Below are 24,426 nucleotides of genomic sequence, written 5' to 3' on the forward strand. Positions count from 1 at the left end.
GTTAAAAGAAAAGTAAACATGCTACGTTTTACTGGAAATATATGGTAAATCAAGGCGCTGTTATTTGTATTCTGAAATCTTCTCGCCCACAATCAAATAATACCGGCACTTCCCCTTCGGTATCTCACAGGCCGGTTTTTCAAAGGTCCCCTCCCAGATACAGTTCAGATAGTATCGCTGCCATTCGGGTGTTACGTCCTCCATGGCTGTGATATGAAAACCGCTGTGTGCAAGCAGGGAGTGTATTGCCGCTTCGGGTTCAAACCATACGTCCGCGTATAGAAATCTGCCCCCGTCCCGGAGCAGTCGGAAAGCTTCGGTGACGGCTTTTGGGCGGTCGCCGGATACAAACATGGCGCATTCGGAGATAACGGCATCGAAGCTCTGATCCGGATAGGGTGTGTTCAGAAAATCTCCGGTCTCGGTGCTGCCGTCTGACCGGAGATCCAGACCTGTGGCGTCGAAGTTATGGGAGCGCAACAGGGCAACGGTATCCCCGTCGCCCGCACCGAGGTCCAGGATGCGGGCAGGCGGTCTGATGCCCGACAGTGTGAGCAGTTTTTTTGTCTGTGCGGTACCTCCGGGATGTCTGATCATAACAGCCTCCTTTTACTTATCCTCTAATTCCATTTCCACAGCGGCGATCTTGCCGTTTGCCAGATCTTCCGGGATATAGACCTGTCCGCAGACGGGGCAGCAGGGCACCTCATGATACATCTCATGTTCCAGATAGACAAAGATTGTTTTTTTCATTTGCAGTTCCACACCGCATTTGCAGCACTCCATCATCATCCCTCCCTGATATCCACACGGTGACTGTATACGTCTCTGACAGAGATCGTATCGTCTGTTATGGCATACACGACCCAGACCGTTATATTCTGAAAACGGTGATGTACATAGTACAGATTTTTCTCGCGGTCATAGAGTTTCCTGCCGCTTTCTTCGCCGGCCTCGATCGTTTTTATCACTTCCTCACCGCGGATCAGCAGCCGGTCCAGTTTTTTCTGAAGCTGCTGGCAGATGTCAATCTTCAGATGACTTTGCTGTTTCACGAAATCGCCTCCTGTAACATGTTGTTTCAGCAGCCTGCGGTTATCCCGGCGCTCGTCCAGAGTGGGAGGCTGCCGTTTGCTGTCATCGGATCCGAAGATCAGATCAAGAAGGTGCCGGCATTCTCTGCCCCGGGCAGCAAAGATATCTCTGCAATTCGCACAGTATGTTATGATCTCAGAATCTGTCAGATCCGTCTGTCTTTGGGCAAAAGAGTCAAATAGTTTCGGATTCGCCTGATATATGTGTCCGCCAAAACCGCAGCAGCCGCAAACTTCAGGAGAATCCTCAGACGCGCAGCCGTATCTGCGAGCCAGACCACGCACGGACTGACGGGTTTTGGGGTCATCTGCGGAGCCGCACGGATCGAACAGCTGTATCTTTTTCGATAAATTCACTGTCGGCAGAGGCAGATGTTCCGCATGCATGTCCATAAAACGATACAGTGAAACCGTTTGGATCTGGGGACAGTACTGTTTCAGATTGACCTGGCATGCAGTACATGCGAGCACGAACAATGGTTTGCCAAGGCGATTCCACTCGGCGCAGATCCGGTCAGTCACTTCCTGCCTGCGCCCCGTATCCCCCGCCCATTCTGCCGGAATTCCACAGCAGCCGAGATACAGTGCGGGATTGTCCGCAGTCTTTGCGAGATATTCATATGTGCGCCGGACAAGACCCGGGGATGAGGCACTCAGCTGACATCCCGGGAAAAAGACAATATCGCATTTGGGTTCTTTTTTCGGTGACCATACGAGGTAAGAGTCTTCAGACATGCAAAAATCCAGATCCTGCATCCAGTAGTCGTGCAGCGCGAGCGCAAAATGACCGTCTGAAAAGAGGTCTTTCCGGGCGGATTTTAAACATGCGCCCATGTCGATATGCTCGGGACAGACTTCTTTGCATTTTCCACAGAAGGTGCAGCTGGCGATCATGCGCACACCCGGACGTCTGGTGGCATTGGGCTTCAGTGTCGTTACGATATCTGTACACATCTTCTTTGGGTAGCGTCCGTCAGTTTGCATCAGCGGACAGACTTCGTAACATTTGCTGCAGTTACAGCGCAAACAGCGCCCGGCTTCTTCGACAGGAGCTAATTCATCCCCGTCTGAAGATGGGGGTTCTGAAAAATCATACGGCAGATCATAATACCGTTCATCAGGCGGGACGCTTCCCGCTTGTTTGAAGGTGTAGTCTGTGTTTCCGAGTTTAAAGTATACTTCAATCGAATCAGCTGCGTTGATACCGTCGATCATCGCTTCTATCAGACCGCCGCCGGTTCTTCTCTGCCCGCCTAAGAATATACCGGGGACGGATGTCCCCAGATTTTCCGGATGAAAGTTATCGCGGAGAAGATCAAAATCTTCTCCGCATCCGCCCGTCGCAACATATACTGCGTCTGCATCCGGCAGTACTTCATCTAAAGACGTAACATCCTTTTCCGTGATGAACGTACAGTTATACGGGCTGAATTCATTTTCCAGGTCCAGAAGACATTTCTCCGGGTCCATCTTCTGCAGGGCGGACCCGCCGATGGATGTACTCTTCTCAAACACTGTGACATGGTATCCCCGAGACGCCATGCGAAGTGCACAGGCAAGTCCGCTCAGACCGGCACCGACCACGGTGATGCGCTGTTCCTTTCTGGGAAGACTGTATCGCTGCGGTTTTCCTCCGGTCTCCTGATGGCAGAAGGCCTCCAGTTTCTGAAGACGGACGGCGCGGTCCGCTGAGGCGCGGACACATGCATGCTCACAGGGGGCATCGCACAATGTACTCACGATACCCGGGAACACGACGGCGTTCCGGTAGATTCTGTGGGCACTCTTGTATTTACCGTTCTGCATCTTTTCGATGAACTTGCGCACATCGAGGCCGAACGGACACTTTGATGAACACGGAGGCGGCGTGTCCCGGAAACAGTTATCAGCGTAAGCTCTGTATTTTTCAATATCCATGGTTCCCTCCATCCTCCGTGTTCTGCGGTCTGTTTTAAAGTTCTGAGATTTCCTCGATCGTGTCAAACATATCGGAGCCGAGGAAGTAGTGGTATGGTTTCAGTTCCCTGCCTTCCGCTTTCGCGTCCATTGCCGCTTTGATCTTTTCCGGTCTTGCGGGCAGTTCATAGATTCTGACACCCACGGCGTCATAGATGCTGTTGATGACACTCATATGGCCGGAGGACTGGAACAGCTCGGCGCACCCGGAGGAACCGTGCGGTCCGTGTTCTCTTGGGTTGTCTTCGTAATAATATACCTGAATATCATCCGGGATATCCTCGATATAGGGAACTCCGGCGCCCGCGATCGAACCGCCTTTTTTCACGTCGTCATATTCTTCCTTCAGTGCGTATCCTATGGTATGTGAGATTCCGCCGTAAGCCTGGCCTTCGACTGCCAGCTGATTGCCGATCACGCCGACATCCGCAGTGATGACAACTTTCATCACTTTTGCGGCGCCCGTCTTTTTGTCTACTTCTGTGACTGCCATAAAGCATCCGTAATTCATGGTATTGTTCGGGTCACCTTCGCCGGTCTTGAAATCAATGCCCTCCGCCGTACCGGTACAGTCATAGACACCCTTATACCAGGTCGGGATTCCTTCTGCAGTCATTTCATCGTAGGTTCTGTAAGTGCCATCCGGTTTCCTCATGGCATCCATGAGCTGCTCAGCTGCATTGATCGTCGCATTTCCAACCATGAAATGACTGCGGCTTCCGGCAGCGATACCACTGTCCGGACATCGGTGGGTATCATTCATGACCACATGAATCTGGTCCGGGCGGATGCCTAATGGCTCCAGACATTTTGCAGTGTGAGTCAGCGTACCAATGTCACCGCCCTGGCCTACGTCCTCCCAGGTATTGTAATGGGTGATGCTCCCGTCCGGGTTGAGTTCCAGTGCGCATTCGGAGTGGTCATTTGCGCCGATATTACTCATGAAACCGCCGCAGCTGATACCGATACCGTATGCCTTGTCTTCCGTTTCCCTGCCCTCAATCGATTTTCTGGCTGCTTCATAATGCGGGCGCATGGCGTCCATCAGCTTATCGATGGACGGCTGGCGGTACGGGCGGCTGTTCGTGGTCGTCTCTCCGGGGCGCGCCACATTTTTATAGCGGAACTCGAAGGGATCCTCGCCCATTTTTTCAGCCAGCATGTCGATCAGCGCCTCAAAGCTGGTATAACACTGCGGGGAACCGAGTCCGCGGTAAGCGACGCCGAATGCGTGATTGGTGACAGCCATTCTGGCAAGTCCGCGAATGTTCGGAACCACGTACGGGTAGCCCGGAAAACGGACCATTGCCTCCAGTTCCGGATAGGCATCGGAGAAATATGGACCGTGGTCGCATCCGATATCGAATTCGAGAGCACTGAGTTTACCGTTTTCGTCGCACGCCAGGCGGGCGTTCGTATAAGATGCCGTTCTCTTTCCACTGTAATGCATAAACTCCTCATATGTCAATGTACAGGTGACAGGACGATTGACTGTCAGCATACAGATTGCGATCATTGCGGGTCCTGCCGGATGACATGCCCAGCCAAATGCACCGCCCGCCGGGTTCATGACCAGGCGTAGATTTTCTACAGGCACACCGATACCGTCAGCGATTGCTGAACGGTTCCAGTCGAGAGCCTGCGTTTTGCAGTGTACGACGACATTTCCATCGGTATCATAGTAACACTGTAATACTTCACCTTCTACAGACAGGTGCGGCTCGTGCTGTGCATAAAAACTGCCTTCTACAGAACAGTAGGAGTCATCGATGACATCTCTGGTATCGTCACCTTTTAATACCGGTTGTTTCATATAGATATTCGTAGGTGATTTCTCATAAATGCTCTGTGCACCTACCGCAACAGCATCGAGATAATTCCGGTATTCCGGCAGTGGTTCCAGATCGACGGCTACAGCTGCAGCTGCAGCGCGGGCGTGCTCGTTGCTGTCGGCAATCACACAGCCAACCAGGTCGCCATAATGATAAATCGTATCGTCGCAGATCAGCTTGCATTCATTTCCGGCCATGGTACAGGTAGGATGAGGAAGAGGCTCAAGCATCCGGTTCGTACCTTTAACGTCTTTTGCCGTCACGATCTTTACAACACCCGGCATCTTTTCGGCAGCCGAGGTATCGATGCCCTTTATCCGGGCATGAGAATACTGCCTTGGCTGGATGATCGCCACATGAAGCGTTTCCTCCGGCATATGATGCCTTACGTCATCGCCATAATCCATCTGTCCCAAAACCTTTGCCAGAGCGGTTGGACGCGGCAGTCTGCTTTCATAAATGTGTTCCTCCATCCGATAAGTGATATCTTCAATGGATTTTTCACCGCGCATTACTGCGGCTGCCGCCATGACGGCATCAACCAGTGGATGGTATCCGGTACATCGGCAGACATTCCGGTTTTTCTGGAACCACTGGCGCACTTCCTCGCGGGTGGGGTCCGGATTCTGGTCTAACAGTGCCTTGGCAGAAACGATAAACCCGGGTGTACAGAATCCACACTGTACGCCTCCGTATGTCATCCATGCCACCTGAAGCGGGTGAAGGTTATTTGCGGTACCAAAACCTTCGATGGTTTCAATCGTGCTGAATTCCTCCACGGCACTCATTTTTTTTACGCACGAACGGATCAGTTTGTCGTTCAAAATAACATTACAGGCACCGCACTGTCCTTTGCCGCAGCCTACTTTAACGCCGAGATAACCGTGTCTTCTGAGCACGTCAGCGAGGGTATCAGTTTCGGGATTGAACATTACGATCTTTGTAACACCGTTGATGGTAACACTTTGCCTTTTTAATCCCATAATCATTCTCCTTTCAGTTCAATATGAGGACTCCTAAAAATCAGATAATTTTATTATAGCATTAAAATATTTCATTCACCAACAGTATAATAAATGTGTTGACAATTAATTGTGTTTTAGATACAAAGAAATCTTGTAACAAAATTAAAGTTTTAATATTTTTACTACATTGTAAATATCGTTTTTGTTTGTTATAATACGTTTAATGATAGCAGGTGAGGACAGACATATGCTGATGAGACAGTTAAAACAGTTTATCTATATAGCAAAATTCCAGAGCATTTCAAAAGCCGCCAGAGAACTGTTTATGTCTCAGCAGACATTAAGCCAGTCCATGCAGAATTTTGAAAAGAAGCTGGGGGCACAACTGTTTATTCGAACGAAGCAGGGAGTAAAGTTAACAGATTTTGGAAGACGAATACTGCCCAGAAGTGAGCTGATGCTTCAGCAGGTTGAAGACTATGAAGCGTTTATCCGGGAGCAGGCAGCAGACACCGGGAAAAAGAGCATGATTCTGGTGGAAGAAAATTTCCTGACGCCTTCGATCCCTGCAGATATGATACTCTTAGCTTCAAAGTCCAATCTTTCAATTGAGCTTGCCACGGGTCTTACTTCCTGTCTGTCGGCCTTGAAAGATAAGACGTGTAATGTGGTGTACTGTTTTCGGCCCACGGAATTATATGGACTGACATACATTCCGCTGATGAAGGAACCCGGTGTGGTCATGATGAACAGGCATCATCCTCTTTCAGAGAAAGAGGAGTTGACGCTGGATGATATTTTGGGGGAGGATCTTATACTTCCGCATTTTACATACTCCTCATTTACTACGTCGCTTGTGAAGATCTATGCAAAAAGAAATGCTTATCCGAAATGTGCTGCCGAGACACATGATTTATCGACGCTGATACAGATGCTCCGGGAAAATATAGGGATTTTGATAGCACCTTCGTATCTGATCCCATCCTTTTCGAGGGAAGAATTTAAAATTCAGCCGTTAAAAACAGGGGATTCGATTTTTGAGTATGGTTTTCTGACGGAGTCATATGATGAGGCAGAAATGAATGAAAGGTTTTTTATCAATTCAATGATGGAATATTACAACAAGGAGTATTAAAACCGGGAAACGGTCTGACGGTCGGATTTTCCGGTTTTTTTGCGTTTTGAGGACATCACTTGAGCCGAAATTGCGTGAAAAATTGACTTTTTCAAGTTAATATGGCATAATGGCAAAAGATTGTTTCGAGGAGGGAAAGTACATGACAACGAGCAACATAGTTGCAATTTTAATTGCATTTGTCGTATATTTGATTTTTATGATCATTATCGGCGCCGTTTATATGAAAAAGACGAATAATGTAGACGACTATTTTCTGGCGGGCAGGGGACTGAACGGATGGGTCGCTGCGCTTTCTGCGCAGGCATCTGATATGAGCGGCTGGCTGCTTATGGGACTTCCGGGTTCTATCTACGCGCTTGGTACCGGGCAGGCATGGATCGCCATCGGCCTGTTTATAGGAACTGTGCTGAACTGGCTGGTAATCTCAGGCAGGCTGCGCCGCTATACGATCGTAGCAAATAATTCCGTGACGCTTCCGGCATATTTTGAAAACCGTTTCCATGATAAAAAGAGAATTCTTCTCACGATTTCATCGGTCGTCATCACAATCTTCTTCCTGGTCTATACGGCATCTGCCCTTGCAGCCGGAGGAAAGCTGTTCAATTCTGTTTTTGGCATTGATTATCATATCGCGCTGGCTATCGGTGCATTTGTCATTCTGGCATATACTTTTATGGGCGGCTTTATGGCGGTATGTGTGACGGACTTTATTCAGGGGACGTTAATGCTCATCGGTCTGCTGGTCGTTCCGATTGTGGCATATGCAATGGTGAGCGGGGATGTCACATCTATCCTGGAACAGAGTCAGGTGGCCGGCGGTTCCGGAGCTTATCTGAGTCTGCTCTATAATAACGGGGAGCCATATAAGGCGATCGATGTTATTTCTCAGCTTGCATGGGGACTCGGCTATTGCGGCATGCCCCATATCCTGACAAGATTTATGGCGGTCAGGAACGAAAAAGAACTGAAAAAATCCAAGGGTATTGCAATCATCTGGGTGGCGATCTCACTGGTAGCTGCATGCTTTATCGGCGTGATCGGACGGGCCTATCTGTTTCCTGCGATCCTGGGGACAAAAGGGGCGGCATCTACGGAGAGTGTTTTTATTGAAATGATCACAAAGGTGTTTACTAAGGATTTTGCGCTGCCGTTTATCGGCGGTATCTTCCTGTGCGGCATACTTGCGGCGATCATGTCAACAGCTGACTCGCAGCTGCTGGTCACGGCATCTGCGGTTTCCAAAGACATTTATAAAGATATTCTGCACCCAAAGGCTGATGAGCAGAAAGTATTGAAAGTCAGCCGTATTACCGTTATCATTGTCTCAGTTGTAGCTTTCCTGATTGCCTGGGATCCGAACAACAGTATCATGAATCTCGTATCGAATGCGTGGGCAGGTCTGGGTGCGGCATTTGGCCCGACAGTCGTGCTGTCTCTGTTCTGGAAGCGGACGAATCTGACAGGTGCGATTGCGGGAATTGCATCAGGAGCACTTACTGTAATCATCTGGGATTACATCCCGATCATCGGAGGACAGACACCGGGAGCTGTGACAGGACTTTATTCCCTGGCGATCGGATTCGCTATCAGCCTGATCTGTATCGTGATATTCAGTCTGCTGACAAAGGCACCGTCCGGGGAGATCCTGAGCGAATTTGAAAAAGCAGCGTCGAAAGAAGAACTATAAGAAAAAAAGATCAAAATCAGCCAGACGGAATAGATTTCCGTCTGGCTTTGCTATATAGGAGAATAACTGACAGGAAAGAAAATTTTACTATTAGCGTGCATTCAGATGCTCCTGCAATACGGTAATGAATTTTTCCGCCGGCTTGGAGAATATCTGATATTTTTTCCAGATGATACTCATCTCATCCTCCAGTCCAGGTTTCAGGGGACGGAAACACAGATTACTGTTTCCTGTCGTATTGATGATCTTATCAAAACCAATCGCATATCCCAGCCCCTCATCAACCAGCAGGGAGGCATTAAAAATAAGATTGTAGGTGGCCACGATGTTCAGATCCGATTCCTGACGTTTTAACCACTGCGTCAGCGTTCCGCCTTTGTTTTCCTGCTGGGAGACGATCAGGGGCTTATCCCATAAATCCTCCGGGGCTATCGTTTCTTTTTCTGCAAGGGGAGAATCCTTTCGCATCAAAACACCCCACACATCTTTGGCAGGTATTTTAAGCGCATTGTATTTCGTCAAATCAACCGTCCCAAATACAATGCCGAAATCCAGAAGCCCTTTATCCAAACGTTCCATTACGAATGTGGAATTGCCGCTGGATATATGATAATGGATTCCGGGGCAGGTGTTCTGCAGGCTCGTGGCAGCCTTCGCTAAAATGCGTACTGCATCCGTCTCTCCGGTTCCAATATAAATATCCCCCATGATGATCTGATTGGAGAGGGTGACTTCATTTTCTGTCTTTTTGACCAGCTCAAGAATTTCTTCTGCCCGTTTTCGTAAAATCATGCCTTCTTCGGTGAGCGTTATCTTCCGTGATCCTTTTGTCCCGCGAATCAGCAGCTGCTTTCCCAGTTCTTCCTCCATGTTTTTAATCTGGGTGGAGAGTGTAGGCTGGGAAAGATGCAGAGATTCCGCTGCCCGTACAATACTTTGTTCCCTGGCGATCGCAAGGAAATATTGGAGAACTCGTAATTCCATTTGGTGACCTCCTAAATATAGAATACTTTTTTATAAAACAGGCCATAAAATGACGGCTTTGCAGTGCTTTAAGAATTTATAACGTTTTTGAACATTAGTAGTTCAATAAGCCTATCTTATCGCGCAGTGTCCGCTCCGAAGGAGCATGCGTCACGGGATGCCCGCATGGGTATAAATTCAGTTTAGCATGTAATGGAATAGGTTTCAACTATACATATGCATTAATTATAAGTATTTGTTATTTTGTCATGACAATAATATACTAACCTTAGAGAGAAAAAGTTATAATGGATTACAAATCAGCAAAATAGAACTATTCTATGATGAAAAAAGACTAGTTTATAAATGGTTCATTTTTTTGTGAGAAATCCTTTATACGCATAGGATAGCCTGTATTTCTGATAATGCGCTATAAGAATTTTAACAAGTGGTACCGTTCATGGGAGAAAAATTTTGTCATTAAAACAAACGTCGGGCTTTGACTGGATGGAAGTCACGACAAGGGAAGAATATTGGGAAAAAGTCCACACACTCCCTGAGACAGGATACTGGGTTCAGTAAAATACAGGGATAAAGGAGAACAGGTAAGTGACAATCAAGAAAAAGATCAGGCTGTCCAATATCATGATGGTTCTGATTCCAATCTTATTTACAGCAATTGTGATTAACGTCTGTCTGCACACGTCACTTGGCAGTTTCTGGTATACCCTGGAGGCCATGTACAGTGATGAAAACAGCATTCAGTTTGCCCAGAGCATGATCTATACCTATCAGCAGGAGCTGTGGGAGAATAACTGGGGGCTGGGCGGGCATACGGATGCTTCCGGGGAAATCAAGAGGACGGATGAGATGCACCATCTGGAAAATAAGCTGTCGGGGATGGGATATCAGTTTATGATCACGAAAAACGAAAAGCTGATCTATACCAACCTTACGGAAGAAGATATGCAGGCAGCCCGGTCGGTGGCGGGGGATGCCATCGATACGGCAAAGACTTTGACGGCGAGCAGGCACGAGGTGTCAGTCATTAAAAATACGTTTTACCACGGCGAAAAAACCTTCTGTATCACAGCAGTCCATCGTCAGCAGACGGATCAGGGCGTGGTGAATTACCTGAAGAATTACATTCTGAAATACCTGTATGGCATCATTCTGTTCTTTGTCCTCCTGACGCTGTTTGTGAATGGAATTTCATCGTGGTGGATTTCAAGAAGTATCCTCAAGCCCCTGCGCCAGCTCAGTATGGGAACAAAAGAAATCCGGGAAGGAAATCTGGATACAAAAATGAGTTACCGGAAAAAAGATGAGTTTGGAGAAGTATGCAGAGATTTTGACGAGATGCGCGTTTACATGAAAGAGTCTGTAGACCAGCGTCTGCGGGATGAAAAGCGGAGAAAGGATCTTATCAGAGGTATTTCCCATGATCTGAGGACTCCGATTACCTCCATCATCGGATATCTGGACGGATTAAGGGATGGCATCGCAGACACTCCGGAAAAAAGAATACGTTATCTGGAGGCGATCAGGACCAGAACCGGTAATCTTGTAAGGCTTGTGGACAGTCTTTCTGAGTACAGCCGGCTGGATAACGGTTTCTGTTACCGCATGGAGGAAGCGGATTTCAAAGAATTCGTAGAACAATATCTGGAAATCTGCAGGCGGGACGCAGAGCAGAACCAGGTGGAGATTGCATTTGTGTATGGAAAAGAGGCATTTCCGGTACAGATCGACCGGGAGGAATTTAAGCGGGTATTTGACAATCTGTTTACGAACACTGTGAAATACCGTGATTCAGAGAAATCTCACATTCTGATCACCCTGAAACGTACTTTAGAGGGAGCAGATATTGAACTGGTATTCAAAGACGACGGGCCGGGAGTACCGGGAGAGAGCCTGGAACTGTTATTTGACAGTTTTTACAGGGTGGATGACGCGAGAAGCCAGTCGGAAAAAGGAAGCGGTATCGGACTTGCGGTAGTGAAAGAGATCATTCTTGGCCATGGAGGGAATGTGAAAGCAGAAAACAGGGATGGGCTGGCGATTGTCATTCATCTGCCGGCTGCCGGGGAGGATATAGATGGAAAAAATACTGATCGTGGAAGATGATGAATTGATCGCAGAGTTGGAGCGGGATTATCTGGAGGTGAATGGATTTGAGGCGGATATCGCTTTTGACGGGCCCAGCGGAGAAAGAAAAGCAAAGACAGAAAGCTATGACGCCATTTTGCTGGACGTGATGCTTCCGGGGAAAACAGGCTTTGATGTCTGCCGGGAACTGAGGCGTACCTTGCGCCTGCCGATTATTATGGTGACAGCCAAAAAGGAAGATATCGATAAAATCCGGGGGCTTGGGCTGGGTGCGGACGATTATCTGGTAAAACCATTCAGTCCTGCGGAATTGGTGGCCAGAGTGAAATCACATATCCATATCCACAACTTGCTTCTGGAAGTACGGGAAGAAAATGAGGAGACGGAGATTACATATCAGAATCTCAGGATACTTCCCAAATCCAGAATGGTATATCTGGACAAAAAGGAGGTGGTACTGGTAAATAAGGAATTCGAACTTTTACTTTTCATGGCGGAAAATCCCAATATTGTCTTTTCTAAAGACATACTTTTTGACAGAATCTGGGGAATGGATTCCATGGGAGATACTGCAACCGTGACTGTGCACATTAACCGGCTTCGGGAAAAGCTGGGCAAGAATGTTTCAAAAACACAGTTTATTGAAACCGTCTGGGGAGCGGGATACCGTTTCAGGATTAACTGATAAATAGAATTTTATAAATGTTGGAGAGCAGAAATGATAGGAGTAAAAGAATTTATAGAATATATGGACAGCGGGAAAAAAGTAACAGGAGGTACAGAGATACATGCGTGCATGCACAGGCTGTCACAGGAAGCTTTGCAGCTGACGGCGGAATTAAACGGATGCTATCATACACCGGAAGAAATCCGGAATCTGATGGAACGGCTGACCGGGAAGCCGGTGGATGAAAACTTCAACCTCTTCCCGCCCTTTTATACAGACTTTGGGAAAAACCTCACAATTGGAAAACATGTATTTTTTAATTCCGGATGTAAGTTTCAGGATCAGGGAGGGATTACCATTGGTGACGACACCCTGATTGGGCACAATGTAGTCCTTGCAACCCTGAATCACAATCTGGATCCCGAACACCGGGGTGATATCATCCCTGCACCGATCCATATTGGCAGAAAGGTATGGATAGGATCAGGGGCTACCGTTCTTTCGGGAGTTACCATTGGTGACGGGGCAGTGGTTGCGGCGGGGGCGGTGGTCACGAAAGATGTCCCGGAAAATACCATAGTGGGCGGAGTGCCGGCTGAAATTATCAAAACAATTGTGACAGACGATGGAAGATAAGTCCGGGATATTGCCCGGGAAAGTGTATGAAAATGAGAAAGGAGAATTAAGATATGTTAGGAAATTTTGTGTTTTCAAATCCGACAAAACTTTATTTTGGGGAGGATTCTTTAGACTGTTTAAGTGAAGAACTTTCAAAATACGGGAAGAATGTTCAGCTTGTATATGGCGGGGGGTCTGTTAAAAAGAATGGCATTTATGACAAGGTTGTTGAAATCTTAAAAGCCAATGGAAAAGAAGTGTTTGAAGATGGCGGTGTCATGCCAAATCCGACCGTAGAGAAACTTCATGAAGGTGTTCAGATTGCAAGAGATCATCAGGTGGACTTTATTCTGGCAGTAGGAGGCGGTTCCTGCTGTGATTATGCCAAGGCAGTGTCAGTCTCTGTGAACTGCAGGGAGGAGCCGTGGGAGAAGTATTATCTGAAATATGAGGATGTAGATGCCGACACAGAGATTGTACCGGTAGGATGTGTGCTGACGATGGTAGGCACCGGCTCTGAGATGAATGGCGGAGCGGTAATCACAAACCATGAAAGTAAATTAAAAATCGGACATATTTTCGGAGAACGCGTATATCCTAAATTTGCTGTACTGGATCCGACCTTTACCTATTCTCTGCCGAAGTACCAGATGACAGCAGGTTTTTACGATATTCTGAATCACATCTGTGAACAGTATTTTTCCGGTGAGGATGACAATACGTCGGATTATATCATGGAAGGTCTGATGCGTTCACTCATTCACAGTTCAAGGATCGCAATAAAAGATCCGGAAGACTATGAGGCCAGAAGCAATATCATGTGGACGGCCACATGGGCGCTGAATACCCTTGTGGCGATGGGAAAATCCACAGACTGGATGGTGCACATGCTTGGTCAGGCAGTGGGTGCTCATACGGATGCAACCCACGGGATGACACTTTCAGCGGTATCCCTGCCATATTACCGCTATATCATGCCTTATGGACTTGCGAAGTTCAAACGTTTTGCAATGCATGTATGGGATATAAACCCGGAAGGAAAAACGGATGAAGCAATCGCGGCAGAAGGGTTAAACGCCATGGAGGCATGGATGAGAGAGATCGGGGTTGCCATGAATATCAGCGAGCTTGGAGTGACGGAAGATATGCTGGATGACCTTGTAAAGAGCACTCTTGTGATGAAAGGTGGTTATAAAGTTCTGACCCGGGAAGAAATTAAGAAGGTTTTCAAAGAAAGTTTGCAGAGCATAGGATCATAAACACCTGCAATTTTGGCGGTATATGGAAAGAAGAATGAACAGTGGATGTTTCGGGGGTACATTACTCATGGAACACTCACTGTCCATTTTTTTATAGATAAAACATACAGAAGGATAAAAGCAGTTAAGAAATGAGAAAGTATCCGTTTAGAAATTGTTTATCTTTTTGTTAGCTGCATGTTATCCGCAGATATTACAGTATGAACAGATGAGGAAAGGAAGTACAGGAAATGAAGAAAAAAATATACATGGCATACCTGATGTCACTGGCAATCGGTACTGTTACCGGATGCGGGCAGAATGCAAAGGCATCTGAGAATACTGTACAGATGGAAACCGCAAATGAGGAACATATAGAAAAGAATTACATTGAGCCGGGTACGAAAATACAATCACTGGAAGAAGGGTTATCGGTCGTTCGATTTGAAGGCAATTATGGGTTTGATGAATTTTTAGGACAGGGGGGTTCGTCCTCTGATGATGGAGTCGCAGAGTATTTAAGCGATGCACTTCTTTCTGATATACCGGGTCTGCTCATGGGTCAAAACCCATTCGGATGCAGCACCCTGTCTGTAAAAAATACAGAAGGGGGAAATCTCTTTGGAAGAAACTTTGACTGGAATACCTGCAATGGGTTGATTGTAAGCTCCAGGCCGGAAGAAGGATATGCCTCTGTTTCCACAGCCAACATGGACTTCGTACAGGCTGGTGGACTGGATATTTTAAGTCTGCCGGATACGGCACAGGCAATCATTGGACTGTATGCGCCATTAGACGGCATGAATGAAAAAGGTTTTGCAGTGTCTGTCAATATGATCGAGGATTCCGACACCATAGAGCAGGATACGGATAAACCGGATCTTACAACCACAACAGCCATCCGTCTGCTTCTCAATCGGGCGGCAAACGTGGAGGAAGCGCTGGACCTGCTTTCACAGTATGACCTGCATGCCTCCATGGGGATGATGATACATCTGGCACTTTCTGATGCGGTAGGGAACAGCGTCTCAGTGGAGTATGTAGACAATGAGATGGTAGTCACAGAAACTCCGGTTGTTACAAATTTCTATCTGGCGGAGGGCGGGAAATACGGGATTGGAACTACCCAGTCCCATACCAGATTTGACATTTTAAGTGAAACACTGGCAGACCAGGAAACCATGACAGAGGCAGAGGTAAGGGATGCGCTTAATAGCGTGAGCAAAGATAACTTTGGTGACTCCCAATCCACGGAATGGAGTATCATCATGAATCAGGAAGCAAAGGAACTCACTTATTACCATAGAGAAAATTATCATCAGGGATATACCATATCCGTGGAATAAACAGGTAACATCCATGTCGCTAAGGTTTGAGAAGACCGGACCAAAGCCGACAGGATGTACGTTGTAACTAAGGCTCGGAACCGAGCCTAAGATACATAAGCAAAGGAGGAGCACTATGAACTATGTAAAAACACTGCTGGATTTATACCGCTTAAAGAAACAGACAAAGCTGAATGCAAAACGGATGCGTGCCCTGCAGGAGAAGAAACTCCGGACGATGCTGCATCATGCATGGGACAACTCCGCTTATTATAAAAGGACCTTTGAAGCGGCCGGTATCACAGAGGAGCAATTGGATGAGCTGCCCCTTTCCTGTTTCCCAACCATGGACAAGAAAGTTTTTTTAAAGCATTTTGATGAGCTGGTAGTACCGCAGGATTTACGGTTGAGTGAGATCCGTGAATTTGACGCAGCAGGATCAGCAGACCGCAGGCCATACAAAGGGAAATACCATGTGGTACACTCCTCCGGAAGTACCGGAAAACCCGGTTACTTTATATATGACGAGGCGGCATGGAACAGCATGCTGGTGGGCATGCTCCGGGCGGCGCTCTGGAACATGTCTATGCCCCGGATATTGTCTTTGCTGGTAAAACGTCCGAGAATTGTCTATATCGCAGCGACGGACGGCCGTTATGGGGGTGCCATGGCAGTGGGAGATGGAATCGATGGCGTTGGGGCGAAACAGATGTATCTGGATATCAAAACACCGCTGGACGAATGGATCCGGCAGGTCAAAGAGTTTCAGCCCAACATCATCATAGGATACCCTTCCGCAATCAAAATCCTGGCGGAGCTTGTAGAAGAAGGCAGTGTAGAGGTAAAGGCAGTGCGGGTGATCTCCTGCGGAGAGCCTTTGGGGGCATCCTTAAGAAACTATCTGGAGAAATGTTTTGGTACACAGGTAGTCAATTTCTATGGAGCCAGCGAATCCCTCACGCTGGGAGTGGAAACGAATGCAGAGGACGGCATGCTGCTCTTTGATGACATGAATTATATTGAAGTGGAAAGCGGCGTGATGTATCTGACCTGCCTGTATAATTTTGCACAGCCATTGATCCGTTACCGCATTTCCGACAGCCTGGTACTAAGAGCAGCAGAAGAGGGCAGTCCATATCCATTCACAAGAGCCGTTGGCCTTCTGGGAAGAAGTGAAGATATCCTCTGGTTTGAAGATGGCTCCGGTAACAAGGAGTTCTTACATCCGCTTGCAATTGAAGGCTTCTGCATGGAAGGGCTTTTAGACTACCAGTTCCGTCAGGCAGGGAAGGACGCATTTGAGATGTATGCGGAAATTTCGGGGACTGCTTCCGAGGAGGCTATCCGCACAGAAATGCTCGTTCAGATGAGACAGATTCTTTTCGAAAAGAAATTAGACTATGTACAGTTCTATGTGGTTTTTGTAGATGGAATTCTTCCAGACCCAGGGACGGGCAAAAAACCCCTGATTCTTCAGAAAGGAGAGACATGGCAGGATGAAAAAAGCGTTATTGCAGGGTAGGCGGCTGAACAAAGTATTTGCACAGGGCCAGGTGAAAAATAAGGTGTTAGACCAGGTGGATGTGGATATCTGTGAAAAGGACTTCACCGTCATCATGGGTTCCTCCGGGGCAGGAAAGTCCACACTTTTATATGCCCTGAGCCAAATGGATGCGGTGACGGAAGGAACGGTCACCTATAAGGGAAAGGAACTCACTCACATGAAGGAAAAGCAGATGGCTAAGCTTCGGGCAGAAGAATTTGGTTTTGTATTCCAGCAGACCCATCTGGTCAGCAATCTGACGCTCTTTGAAAATGTGGCGGTGGCAGGCTTTTTGAGCAAAAAGGGCAGTACCAAAGAGATACAGAACCGGGCACGGACTTTGCTTACCCGGATGGGAGTAGAAAAAGCAGAGGACCGTCTCCCTTCCAAGGTATCAGGAGGTGAGGCACAGAGGGCAGCCATAGCAAGAGCCATGATCGGAAATCCGGGTCTTTTGTTTGCAGATGAGCCTACCGGGGCGTTGAACAGATCACATACCGGGGAGGTATTAGACCTGCTGACAGCGTTAAACCAATCTGGGCAGAGCATCCTGATGGCGACCCACGACCTGAGGGCTGCAGTCAGAGGAAACCGGATTTTGTATCTGGAGGATGGGAAGATCCTGGACGAACTGAAACTGCCTGCCTATCAGGCAGCTGAGGACAGAGCAAGGGAAAGCAGGATCAGTCGATGGCTTTCCAAGTTACAATGGTAGGAGGTGCACACGTGGAAAACAGAATCTTATTCTGGGCCGGAATCAGAAAGCATAAAGGCAGCCTTCTGGGAATCGCCGTCCTGCTGTTTTTGGTATCGCTTTCCTTATCCACCGTTCTCACCACATATCTTGGAGGAGGCAGTCATATCCGTCAGGAGATGCAAAGAGCAGGGTTTGGAAGCCTGACCGCATGGGTGGCCGGCGTGCCGGATATGGAACTTTTGACAGACAGCATAAAGACACAGGAAGGGATCGAAAGGACGGAAGTACAGAATCTGATTTTTTCCGACTATGAGGCAAACGGTGTGGAGTCAGACAGTCAAGGACAGTTGATCCCGTGGACCACCGGGAAAAAAACATACCATTTCTTCCGGGATGATTTCTCCGGCTACAGGGAGGCGCCAAATGAGGTCACAGCCGGAACGGTCTATGTATCGCCTTCCATGGTTTCCATGACGGACCTGCAGATCGGAGACAGCATCACATTTTCCATTGCAAGAGGAGGACAAAACATAAGCTTTACGGTTGCAGGATACTATGAGGACCCCTTCATGGGAAGTTCCATGATCGGGATGAAAGGGTTCTTAATTGCTGAAACAGATTACACAGCAATCCTTCAGACCATTGCAGAAACCGGCATGGACAGCCTGGCCAGAAACGGTGCCATGATTCACATTTTTACCGAGGACAAAAGCAATGCCAGTATATCTGACGTCAGCCGGCTCCTCAATGAAAACACTCCGATTTCCCGGTATACGGAAGTTGTTCACAGTGCGGACGCCATCGAGGGCTTCATGGGAATCCTTCAAAATGCTTTTTGCGGCCTTCTGGCAGCATTTGCCCTGATTCTCCTGATTGCGGCCATGGTGGTTCTGGGGCACAGCATTTGCGGTGTCATAGAACAGGAGTATAAGAATCTCGCCGTATTAAAAACCATTGGGATGACGGGAAGCCGGCTGATCCGGCTGCAGCTTGTACAGTATCTGGCGGTTATGGTTGTGGGCATTTTAACCGGAATCCTGGCGGCATTTCCGGCATCCAAGGCGGCAGGAAGGATGACACTCACCACGACAGGCGTTCTCCTGACTGCAGATTTACCGGGACTGCCATGTCTGGCAGCTTTTGCAGGAATCCTGCTTCTGCTTATGGGATTTACAGTCCTGAAACTGAGAAAGATCATTTCTGTCACACCCATAAAGGCCATCCGGGGTGAAACAACAGAAAAATGGTGGAAACGGGGAAAGACATTCCGGATGAAAGCAGAAGGGCTTCCCGTCCGGCTGGCCCTGCGTCAGTTTCTGTCAGGGAAAAAACGTTATGTCAGTGCATGTCTGATTGCCGGACTGCTTGTGTTCTTCGCATCTCTGGCCGGCAGGATGAACGGTTGGCTTGGGCCAGATGGCAAAGGGATGATGGATGCCTTTAATCCGGCGGATCTGGATATTGGCGTGCAGGCTCTGGGAGAACTTGACCCGGAGGAGATGGAGGATATGGTACGCTCCTACACTGCTATTACGGACAGCTATCTTCTTGCCATGCCAAGCGTATCCGTAAATGGTACGAATTATACCGCAAATGTGATCACCGAGCCGGAACGTTTCCATATCAGTCAGGGAAAGACCAGCCAGAATGCGGATGAGGTGGTACTGACAGAGACAGCCGCCTCTGATCTGGGAGTAACTATTGGTGAGAAAGTGAAGATCCGTGGTGATGTGGGAATCGGGGAATTCACGGTTTCCGGAATCTATCACTGCGCCAATGACATGGGAGTCAACATCGGCATGAACCGGGAAGGATATCTCACCATCGGGCAGGAAACTCTCCGGCTTTGGTGCCACCATTATTTTCTTGCAGACCCATCACAAAGGACGGCGGTTGCAGAAGGGCTCACGCAGGCTTACGGTGGCGATGTGCATGTCCATGAGAACTCCTGGCCGGGGCTTTTTGGAATGATCTCGGCCATGCGGGGGCTTCTGGCATTCATGTATGGCATGATCGCAGTATTTGTCTTCATTGTGACAATCATGACCGGAAGTAAAATCCTGGCAGCGGAGCAAAAAGATCTGGGCATCTACAAATCCATTGGATGTTCTGCCAGAATGCTGCGGGGCACGTTTGCCCTGCGATTTGGGATTGTGTCAGCCATAGGCGCTGCCGGGGGAACCATACTGGCAGCAATCCTTACAGACCCGTTTGTTTCCGCTGTGATGCGGCTCTCAGGAATCAGTAATTTTGCTTCCCACCCTTCATTTTTCAATATGATCATACCTGGTTTGACTGTTATCCTCTTATTCCTTGGTGGCTCTTATCTGACGGCAGGCAGGATCAAAAAGTCGGATATGACAATATTGACAGCAGATTAAAGAATTGTTTTGCGCACAGCGCAAAATAATTCGCTACTGCTTGACTCGGTCAAGCAGGTTCCACAAGTTGTTTAACAAAGCGCATAATGCGCAGAAAGGACAAATCATGAAGAATAAAACAGTAAAAAAAGTAATGGCAATGAATGCGGTAATCCTGTTATCCGCTGCAGTTCTTGGAGGATGTGGGCAGGATGAAGGAGTCCGGGATACCGGGAGTACCAGTCAGGGTGCTGCAGATGCAGGTATAGGTTCAGTCGCGGGGACGGAGTCCGGCACGGAAGCTGACGACATGGCAGGCGGTCAGGCAGTAAGCGGGGTATCAGAATTAGAGGTTCGGTTTGGGGATGACGGGGAACCGTTTATGATGCGGCTTACTGAGAATGAAACAGCCAAAGCAATTGCCCGCTATGTGGGAACATCGGACTGGCGGCTTCCGATTTATGAGCGGGATGACGATGCAGACTATGACGTCATGCAGTATTACGATGTATCCAGCAGATACGATATCCCATCCGATCCGGAAACTGTGACATCTGAAAAAGCGGGAGAAGTATATTATTCAGACCCCAACCGCATCGTACTTTTTTACCATGATGCTGAGATTACCGGGGAATATACCAGGATAGGAACCTTTGACCCGACAGAGGAATTTGTGACTGCGGTAGAAGAAAACCCGGTATTGGAAGGCTGGGGCAATAAGATTGTTCAGATTGCCCGGTCATAGCAAAAAACCTAAAAGGAGATTAAAAGAATGAAAGAAATCAGACAGGAATATTTAACTGGAGAACGTCCACTTTTCAAAGGTCAGGATTTAAAAATATATGACACCATATTTACGGACGGAGAATCACCGCTGAAGGAAAGTAATCATATTGAACTTTATGGAAGCATGTTTAAATGGAAATATCCGCTTTGGTATGCAAAAAATATTTTAGCTCAGGACTGTACCTGGTTTGAAATGGGCCGCGCCGGAGTTTGGTATACCGACAATATCACGGTGAAAAATTCAATCATCGAGGCTGCAAAAAATTTCCGCCGGTGTCATGGCGTAACACTTCAAAATGTGCATTTCCCGAATGCAGCAGAGACTTTGTGGAACTGTGACGGGGTGACGATGGAGCAGGTTACAGCAAAGGGTGACTACTTTGCCATGAACAGCCGGAATATGAAACTCTATGATTTTGAGCTGGTTGGAAATTATTCCTTTGACGGGGTAAAGGATATGGAAATCCATAATGCAAAACTGCTATCCAAAGATGCTTTCTGGAACAGTGAGAATGTGACGGTATATGATTCCTTTATATCCGGGGAATATCTTGGCTGGAATGCCAAAAACCTGACCCTGATCAATTGTACCATTGAAAGCCTGCAGGGCATGTGTTATATTGAAAATCTTGTCATGAAAAACTGCCGTCTGCTGAATACCACATTGGCTTTTGAGTATTCTACTGTGACTGCGGAAATCGACGGGAAGATTGACAGTGTGATGAATCCTTCCGGTGGAAGCATAAAGGCAGATTATATAGGAGAGCTGATCGTAGAAAAAGATAAGGTGGATCCCGATGCGACAGTCATTACCTGCCGCATGAGCAGCAGTACAGAGCAAATGGCGGGATGATTACAGTAACAACAGGATTAATGCAGGAAGAATATATATGGGAATTACAGACTTTACAGGAGGTGTTACGCCATGAAAAAAATAGTACCCTTTCTCGTTGGCGGGCTGCTGCTCTCGCTTTCCGCCTGCAGCAGCAATTCCAGGCAAGAACCTGATAACACAGATGCCACGCAGACAGAACCAACGGTCACGGAATCTACTGAGGAACCCCAGACATCGGAATCAGAAGAAACAACTTCTGAACCAGAGGAAACCCGTGCCGATACCCTGCAGATTCGGGTGGAGGGCAAAGAAGGGCAGGATATCGTCTTCCGGTTAAATGACAGCCCGGCCGCAAACACACTGTATGAACAGCTGCCTCTATCTATTCAGATAGAAGACTACAGCCATAATGAAAAAATATTTTATCCTCCAAACGAACTGGAGACCAGCAAAACACCGCTGGCTGAAGGTCCGGCCGGAACACTTGCATACTATGCACCCTGGGGCAATGTCGTTCTTTACTATGGTGAGTGTGGAGGTGCCGGCGGTCTGTATGAACTCGGAGAAGCCGTGTCAGGTGCAGACCAGATTGAAAACCTGTCCGGAGAGATCCAGATAAATATGGTAGAAAATAACTGAGATAATTGTTTGTCCAATGAATATACAACAGGACAAGGAAGGAGAGCGGCAGATGGGCAGTTTTATTTTAAAAGGGATTTTTATTGGTCTTCTCTTTGGCATGCCGGCCGGGGCAGTCGGAGCGATGACCGCACAAAGAACTCTGAACTACGGCATGAGGGCAGGATTGTTAACGGGGTTCGGCTCCTCTGTAGCAGATTGTCTTTACGCGTGCGTCGGTGTCTTTGGACTGACCCTGATATCCGACTTTCTGCTCCGGTATCAGAGTTTCATCAGTCTCGCCGGAGGCTGCCTGATACTGGGAATGGGCATCCGCGTGTTGCTGGCAAAAGACAGCAGCCAGCAAAATACATCAGACGCTGCCGGAGGCATCCGTATGTTTGTTTCTTCCTTTGCAGTGGGAATTACAAATCCGGCGGCCATTCTTACCTTTCTATTTGCCTTTTCCTGGTTTGGCATACAAGGGCAGACCGGGCTTAAAGAGGGGATATGCCTGGTCTGCGGCGTATTTATCGGAACATATCTTTGGTGGGGAACGCTGTCCGGAATAGTCACAGTATGGAAGAAGAAAGCGAAAAATAACCGTTTTCCGATCATGAACCGGATATTTGGAACAGCCTTAAGTATTTTTGGGGCGGTGGTGCTGGTACAACATTTTATAAACTAGAGATATATCCCATGGAGGATGAAAAGGAGGAGAAACAATGGATTGTGAGTATCAATTTGATGAATGTGTGGACCGCAGAAATACAGGTTCTATGAAATGGGATGTCTCGGAAGGGGAACTGCCCATGTGGGTGGCTGACATGGATTTTAGGACAGCACCTGGAATTATAGAAATAATAACCGAGAGGGCTAGACAGGGAGTATTTGGGTACACTTTAGTGACGGATGAATGGTATCAGGCCTATCAGACATGGTGGAAGGAACGGCACCATTTTGAAATCCAAAAAGAATGGCTGATTTTCTGTACGGGTGTCGTACCCGCCATTTCCAGCGTTGTCCGGAAGGTTACTGCGGTCGGGGAGAATGTCGTGGTAATGACGCCGGTTTATCATATATTTTTTAATTCTATCTTGAATAATGGGAGAAATGTTCTGGAAAGCAGGCTTAAGTATGATGGGAGCCAGTATCAGATTGATTTTGACGATTTAGAAGAGAAGCTTTCCAACCCTCAGACAACCCTTCTTATTTTGTGTAATCCCCACAATCCGATGGGGAAGATATGGGAAAGGGAAACTTTGGAAAAAATCGGGGACTTATGCAGCAGATACCATGTGCTGGTGCTTTCGGATGAAATACACTGTGACATAACGGAACCAGGATGGGAGTATACGCCATTTGCTTCGGTATCTGAAAGCTGCCGCTCAAACAGTGTCACATGTGTGGCTCCTACAAAAGCGTTTAATCTGGCTGGAATCCAGACGGCAGCGGTCATCGTCCCGGATGATAATTTAAGGCATAAAATCAGCCGCGGCCTTAACACGGATGAAGCAGCACAACCCAGTGTATTTGCCGCCATTGCGCCGGTTGCCGCGTTTGCCTGCGGAGGGGAATGGCTGGATTCCCTGCGGAATTATCTGTGGGAAAACAGAACCTTCGCAGAAGAATATATCAAAAAAGAAATGAAAGGCATATCCGTGGTTTCTGCCAGGGCGACTTATCTGCTTTGGATAGACTGCCGGAACATTATAGGAAATTCAACGGAACTCTGCCGTTTTATCCGCAGTTACAGCGGACTCTATCTCTCTGACGGAAATGAATACAGAAATGGGGAGGGATTCCTGCGTATGAATCTTGCCTGTCCGAGACATCAGGTGCAAGACGGACTGAAACGTCTGAAAGAGAGCATGACCGCTTATGAGAACTGGGTTGAGAAGCAATGCTGAAAGAGGGGGACAGAAAGACCATCCGGGTAAAGCAACACAAAATAGTAAATAAAGTGCAGCGGTTCATCCGGCAGAACGGATGACC

The 24,426-nt window shown here is 47.7% G+C and carries 20 protein-coding genes; 15 read left to right on the plus strand and 5 right to left on the minus strand.

Annotated elements, in window-relative coordinates; translation table 11 throughout:
* Window positions 1-60: 60 nt before the first annotated feature.
* From MCG98_RS11095 to MCG98_RS11110, 4 genes are read right to left on the minus strand one after another with little or no spacing between them, the layout of a single operon-like run.
* Window positions 61-597, minus strand: a complete 537-nt coding sequence (locus tag MCG98_RS11095; protein WP_240302040.1) for a class I SAM-dependent methyltransferase — start codon at window positions 595-597, stop codon at window positions 61-63.
* Window positions 598-609: 12 nt separating this feature from the next.
* Window positions 610-786: a DVU_1557 family redox protein gene (locus MCG98_RS11100; protein WP_240302041.1), complete on the minus strand. Its 177-nt coding sequence runs from the start codon at window positions 784-786 to the stop codon at window positions 610-612.
* 2 nt (window positions 787-788) lie between these two features.
* Window positions 789-3,011, minus strand: a complete 2,223-nt coding sequence (locus MCG98_RS11105) for a pyridine nucleotide-disulfide oxidoreductase/dicluster-binding protein (RefSeq protein WP_240302042.1) — start codon at window positions 3,009-3,011, stop codon at window positions 789-791.
* Between the two features lie 34 nt (window positions 3,012-3,045).
* Window positions 3,046-5,865: a molybdopterin cofactor-binding domain-containing protein gene (locus tag MCG98_RS11110; RefSeq protein WP_240302043.1), complete on the minus strand. Its 2,820-nt coding sequence runs from the start codon at window positions 5,863-5,865 to the stop codon at window positions 3,046-3,048.
* Window positions 5,866-6,094: 229 nt separating this feature from the next.
* Between MCG98_RS11110 and MCG98_RS11115 the strand changes: the two genes are divergently transcribed.
* Window positions 6,095-6,982: a LysR family transcriptional regulator gene (locus MCG98_RS11115; RefSeq protein WP_240302044.1), complete on the plus strand. Its 888-nt coding sequence runs from the start codon at window positions 6,095-6,097 to the stop codon at window positions 6,980-6,982.
* A gap of 142 nt (window positions 6,983-7,124) precedes the next feature.
* On the plus strand, window positions 7,125-8,672 hold the full coding sequence (gene putP / locus MCG98_RS11120; protein WP_240302045.1) for a sodium/proline symporter PutP: 1,548 nt from the start codon (window positions 7,125-7,127) through the stop codon (window positions 8,670-8,672).
* Between the two features lie 90 nt (window positions 8,673-8,762).
* Here putP and MCG98_RS11125 read toward each other — a convergent pair whose 3' ends face one another.
* Window positions 8,763-9,656 (minus strand): LysR family transcriptional regulator, encoded by an 894-nt coding sequence (locus MCG98_RS11125; protein ID WP_240302046.1) that lies wholly within the window; start codon window positions 9,654-9,656, stop codon window positions 8,763-8,765.
* A gap of 588 nt (window positions 9,657-10,244) precedes the next feature.
* On the opposite strand from MCG98_RS11125, the gene MCG98_RS11130 reads away from it, so the two are divergent.
* The 13 genes from MCG98_RS11130 (at window position 10,245) to MCG98_RS11190 (ending at window position 24,341) form a co-directional block, all read left to right on the plus strand.
* Window positions 10,245-11,762, plus strand: a complete 1,518-nt coding sequence (locus MCG98_RS11130) for a HAMP domain-containing sensor histidine kinase (protein ID WP_240302047.1) — start codon at window positions 10,245-10,247, stop codon at window positions 11,760-11,762.
* Window positions 11,734-12,429 carry a response regulator transcription factor gene (locus tag MCG98_RS11135; RefSeq protein ID WP_240302048.1) on the plus strand — a complete coding sequence of 232 codons (696 nt, stop codon included), beginning with the start codon at window positions 11,734-11,736 and terminating at the stop codon, window positions 12,427-12,429. The genes MCG98_RS11130 and MCG98_RS11135 overlap by 29 nt, the downstream gene beginning before the upstream one ends.
* A gap of 36 nt (window positions 12,430-12,465) precedes the next feature.
* Entirely contained in the window at window positions 12,466-13,047 is a 582-nt protein-coding gene (locus MCG98_RS11140; protein ID WP_240303424.1) for a DapH/DapD/GlmU-related protein, read from the plus strand.
* A 53-nt stretch (window positions 13,048-13,100) separates the two neighbouring features.
* The gene (locus MCG98_RS11145) at window positions 13,101-14,288 is read left to right on the plus strand and encodes an iron-containing alcohol dehydrogenase (RefSeq protein ID WP_240302049.1); all 1,188 of its coding nucleotides are present in this window, start codon (window positions 13,101-13,103) and stop codon (window positions 14,286-14,288) included.
* 230 nt (window positions 14,289-14,518) lie between these two features.
* Window positions 14,519-15,613 carry a C45 family peptidase gene (locus MCG98_RS11150; protein ID WP_240302050.1) on the plus strand — a complete coding sequence of 365 codons (1,095 nt, stop codon included), beginning with the start codon at window positions 14,519-14,521 and terminating at the stop codon, window positions 15,611-15,613.
* Window positions 15,614-15,728: 115 nt separating this feature from the next.
* Complete coding sequence (locus MCG98_RS11155) at window positions 15,729-17,114, plus strand: AMP-binding protein (protein ID WP_240302051.1); 1,386 nt, start codon at window positions 15,729-15,731, stop codon at window positions 17,112-17,114.
* A complete protein-coding gene (locus tag MCG98_RS11160; RefSeq protein WP_240302052.1) occupies window positions 17,089-17,850 on the plus strand; it encodes an ABC transporter ATP-binding protein in 762 nt (253 codons plus the stop codon). The genes MCG98_RS11155 and MCG98_RS11160 overlap by 26 nt, the downstream gene beginning before the upstream one ends.
* An 11-nt stretch (window positions 17,851-17,861) precedes the next feature.
* Window positions 17,862-20,213: an ABC transporter permease gene (locus MCG98_RS11165; RefSeq protein WP_240302053.1), complete on the plus strand. Its 2,352-nt coding sequence runs from the start codon at window positions 17,862-17,864 to the stop codon at window positions 20,211-20,213.
* A 106-nt stretch (window positions 20,214-20,319) separates the two neighbouring features.
* Entirely contained in the window at window positions 20,320-20,937 is a 618-nt protein-coding gene (locus tag MCG98_RS11170) for a cyclophilin-like fold protein (RefSeq protein WP_240302054.1), read from the plus strand.
* Window positions 20,938-20,964: 27 nt separating this feature from the next.
* Window positions 20,965-21,831, plus strand: coding sequence for a DUF3737 family protein (locus tag MCG98_RS11175; protein ID WP_240302055.1), 867 nt, complete (start codon window positions 20,965-20,967; stop codon window positions 21,829-21,831).
* Between the two features lie 72 nt (window positions 21,832-21,903).
* On the plus strand, window positions 21,904-22,452 hold the full coding sequence (locus tag MCG98_RS11180) for a cyclophilin-like fold protein (protein ID WP_240302056.1): 549 nt from the start codon (window positions 21,904-21,906) through the stop codon (window positions 22,450-22,452).
* A 52-nt stretch (window positions 22,453-22,504) separates the two neighbouring features.
* Window positions 22,505-23,119, plus strand: a complete 615-nt coding sequence (locus MCG98_RS11185) for a LysE family transporter (protein ID WP_240302057.1) — start codon at window positions 22,505-22,507, stop codon at window positions 23,117-23,119.
* A 37-nt stretch (window positions 23,120-23,156) separates the two neighbouring features.
* Window positions 23,157-24,341, plus strand: a complete 1,185-nt coding sequence (locus MCG98_RS11190; protein ID WP_240302058.1) for a MalY/PatB family protein — start codon at window positions 23,157-23,159, stop codon at window positions 24,339-24,341.
* Window positions 24,342-24,426: the final 85 nt, after the last annotated feature.

The organism is Ruminococcus sp. OA3 (assembly GCF_022440845.1).
In the GTDB taxonomy this organism is placed as follows: Bacteria; Bacillota; Clostridia; order Lachnospirales; family Lachnospiraceae; genus Ruminococcus_G.

What these genes read in the sequence shown, in the direction of transcription:
- MCG98_RS11180 (WP_240302056.1), top strand. Translation starts at nt 21,904, where the DNA reads ATGAAAAAAATAGTACCCTTTCTCGTTGGCGGGCTGCTGCTCTCGCTT.
- MCG98_RS11160 (WP_240302052.1), top strand. Translation starts at nt 17,089, where the DNA reads ATGAAAAAAGCGTTATTGCAGGGTAGGCGGCTGAACAAAGTATTTGCA.
- MCG98_RS11095 (WP_240302040.1), bottom strand. Translation starts at nt 597, where the DNA reads ATGATCAGACATCCCGGAGGTACCGCACAGACAAAAAAACTGCTCACA.
- MCG98_RS11135 (WP_240302048.1), top strand. Translation starts at nt 11,734, where the DNA reads ATGGAAAAAATACTGATCGTGGAAGATGATGAATTGATCGCAGAGTTG.
- MCG98_RS11110 (WP_240302043.1), bottom strand. Translation starts at nt 5,865, where the DNA reads ATGGGATTAAAAAGGCAAAGTGTTACCATCAACGGTGTTACAAAGATC.
- MCG98_RS11185 (WP_240302057.1), top strand. Translation starts at nt 22,505, where the DNA reads ATGGGCAGTTTTATTTTAAAAGGGATTTTTATTGGTCTTCTCTTTGGC.
- MCG98_RS11100 (WP_240302041.1), bottom strand. Translation starts at nt 786, where the DNA reads ATGGAGTGCTGCAAATGCGGTGTGGAACTGCAAATGAAAAAAACAATC.
- MCG98_RS11105 (WP_240302042.1), bottom strand. Translation starts at nt 3,011, where the DNA reads ATGGATATTGAAAAATACAGAGCTTACGCTGATAACTGTTTCCGGGAC.
- MCG98_RS11175 (WP_240302055.1), top strand. Translation starts at nt 20,965, where the DNA reads ATGAAAGAAATCAGACAGGAATATTTAACTGGAGAACGTCCACTTTTC.
- putP (WP_240302045.1), top strand. Translation starts at nt 7,125, where the DNA reads ATGACAACGAGCAACATAGTTGCAATTTTAATTGCATTTGTCGTATAT.
- MCG98_RS11150 (WP_240302050.1), top strand. Translation starts at nt 14,519, where the DNA reads ATGAAGAAAAAAATATACATGGCATACCTGATGTCACTGGCAATCGGT.
- MCG98_RS11190 (WP_240302058.1), top strand. Translation starts at nt 23,157, where the DNA reads ATGGATTGTGAGTATCAATTTGATGAATGTGTGGACCGCAGAAATACA.
- MCG98_RS11125 (WP_240302046.1), bottom strand. Translation starts at nt 9,656, where the DNA reads ATGGAATTACGAGTTCTCCAATATTTCCTTGCGATCGCCAGGGAACAA.
- MCG98_RS11170 (WP_240302054.1), top strand. Translation starts at nt 20,320, where the DNA reads ATGAAGAATAAAACAGTAAAAAAAGTAATGGCAATGAATGCGGTAATC.
- MCG98_RS11115 (WP_240302044.1), top strand. Translation starts at nt 6,095, where the DNA reads ATGCTGATGAGACAGTTAAAACAGTTTATCTATATAGCAAAATTCCAG.
- MCG98_RS11145 (WP_240302049.1), top strand. Translation starts at nt 13,101, where the DNA reads ATGTTAGGAAATTTTGTGTTTTCAAATCCGACAAAACTTTATTTTGGG.
- MCG98_RS11155 (WP_240302051.1), top strand. Translation starts at nt 15,729, where the DNA reads ATGAACTATGTAAAAACACTGCTGGATTTATACCGCTTAAAGAAACAG.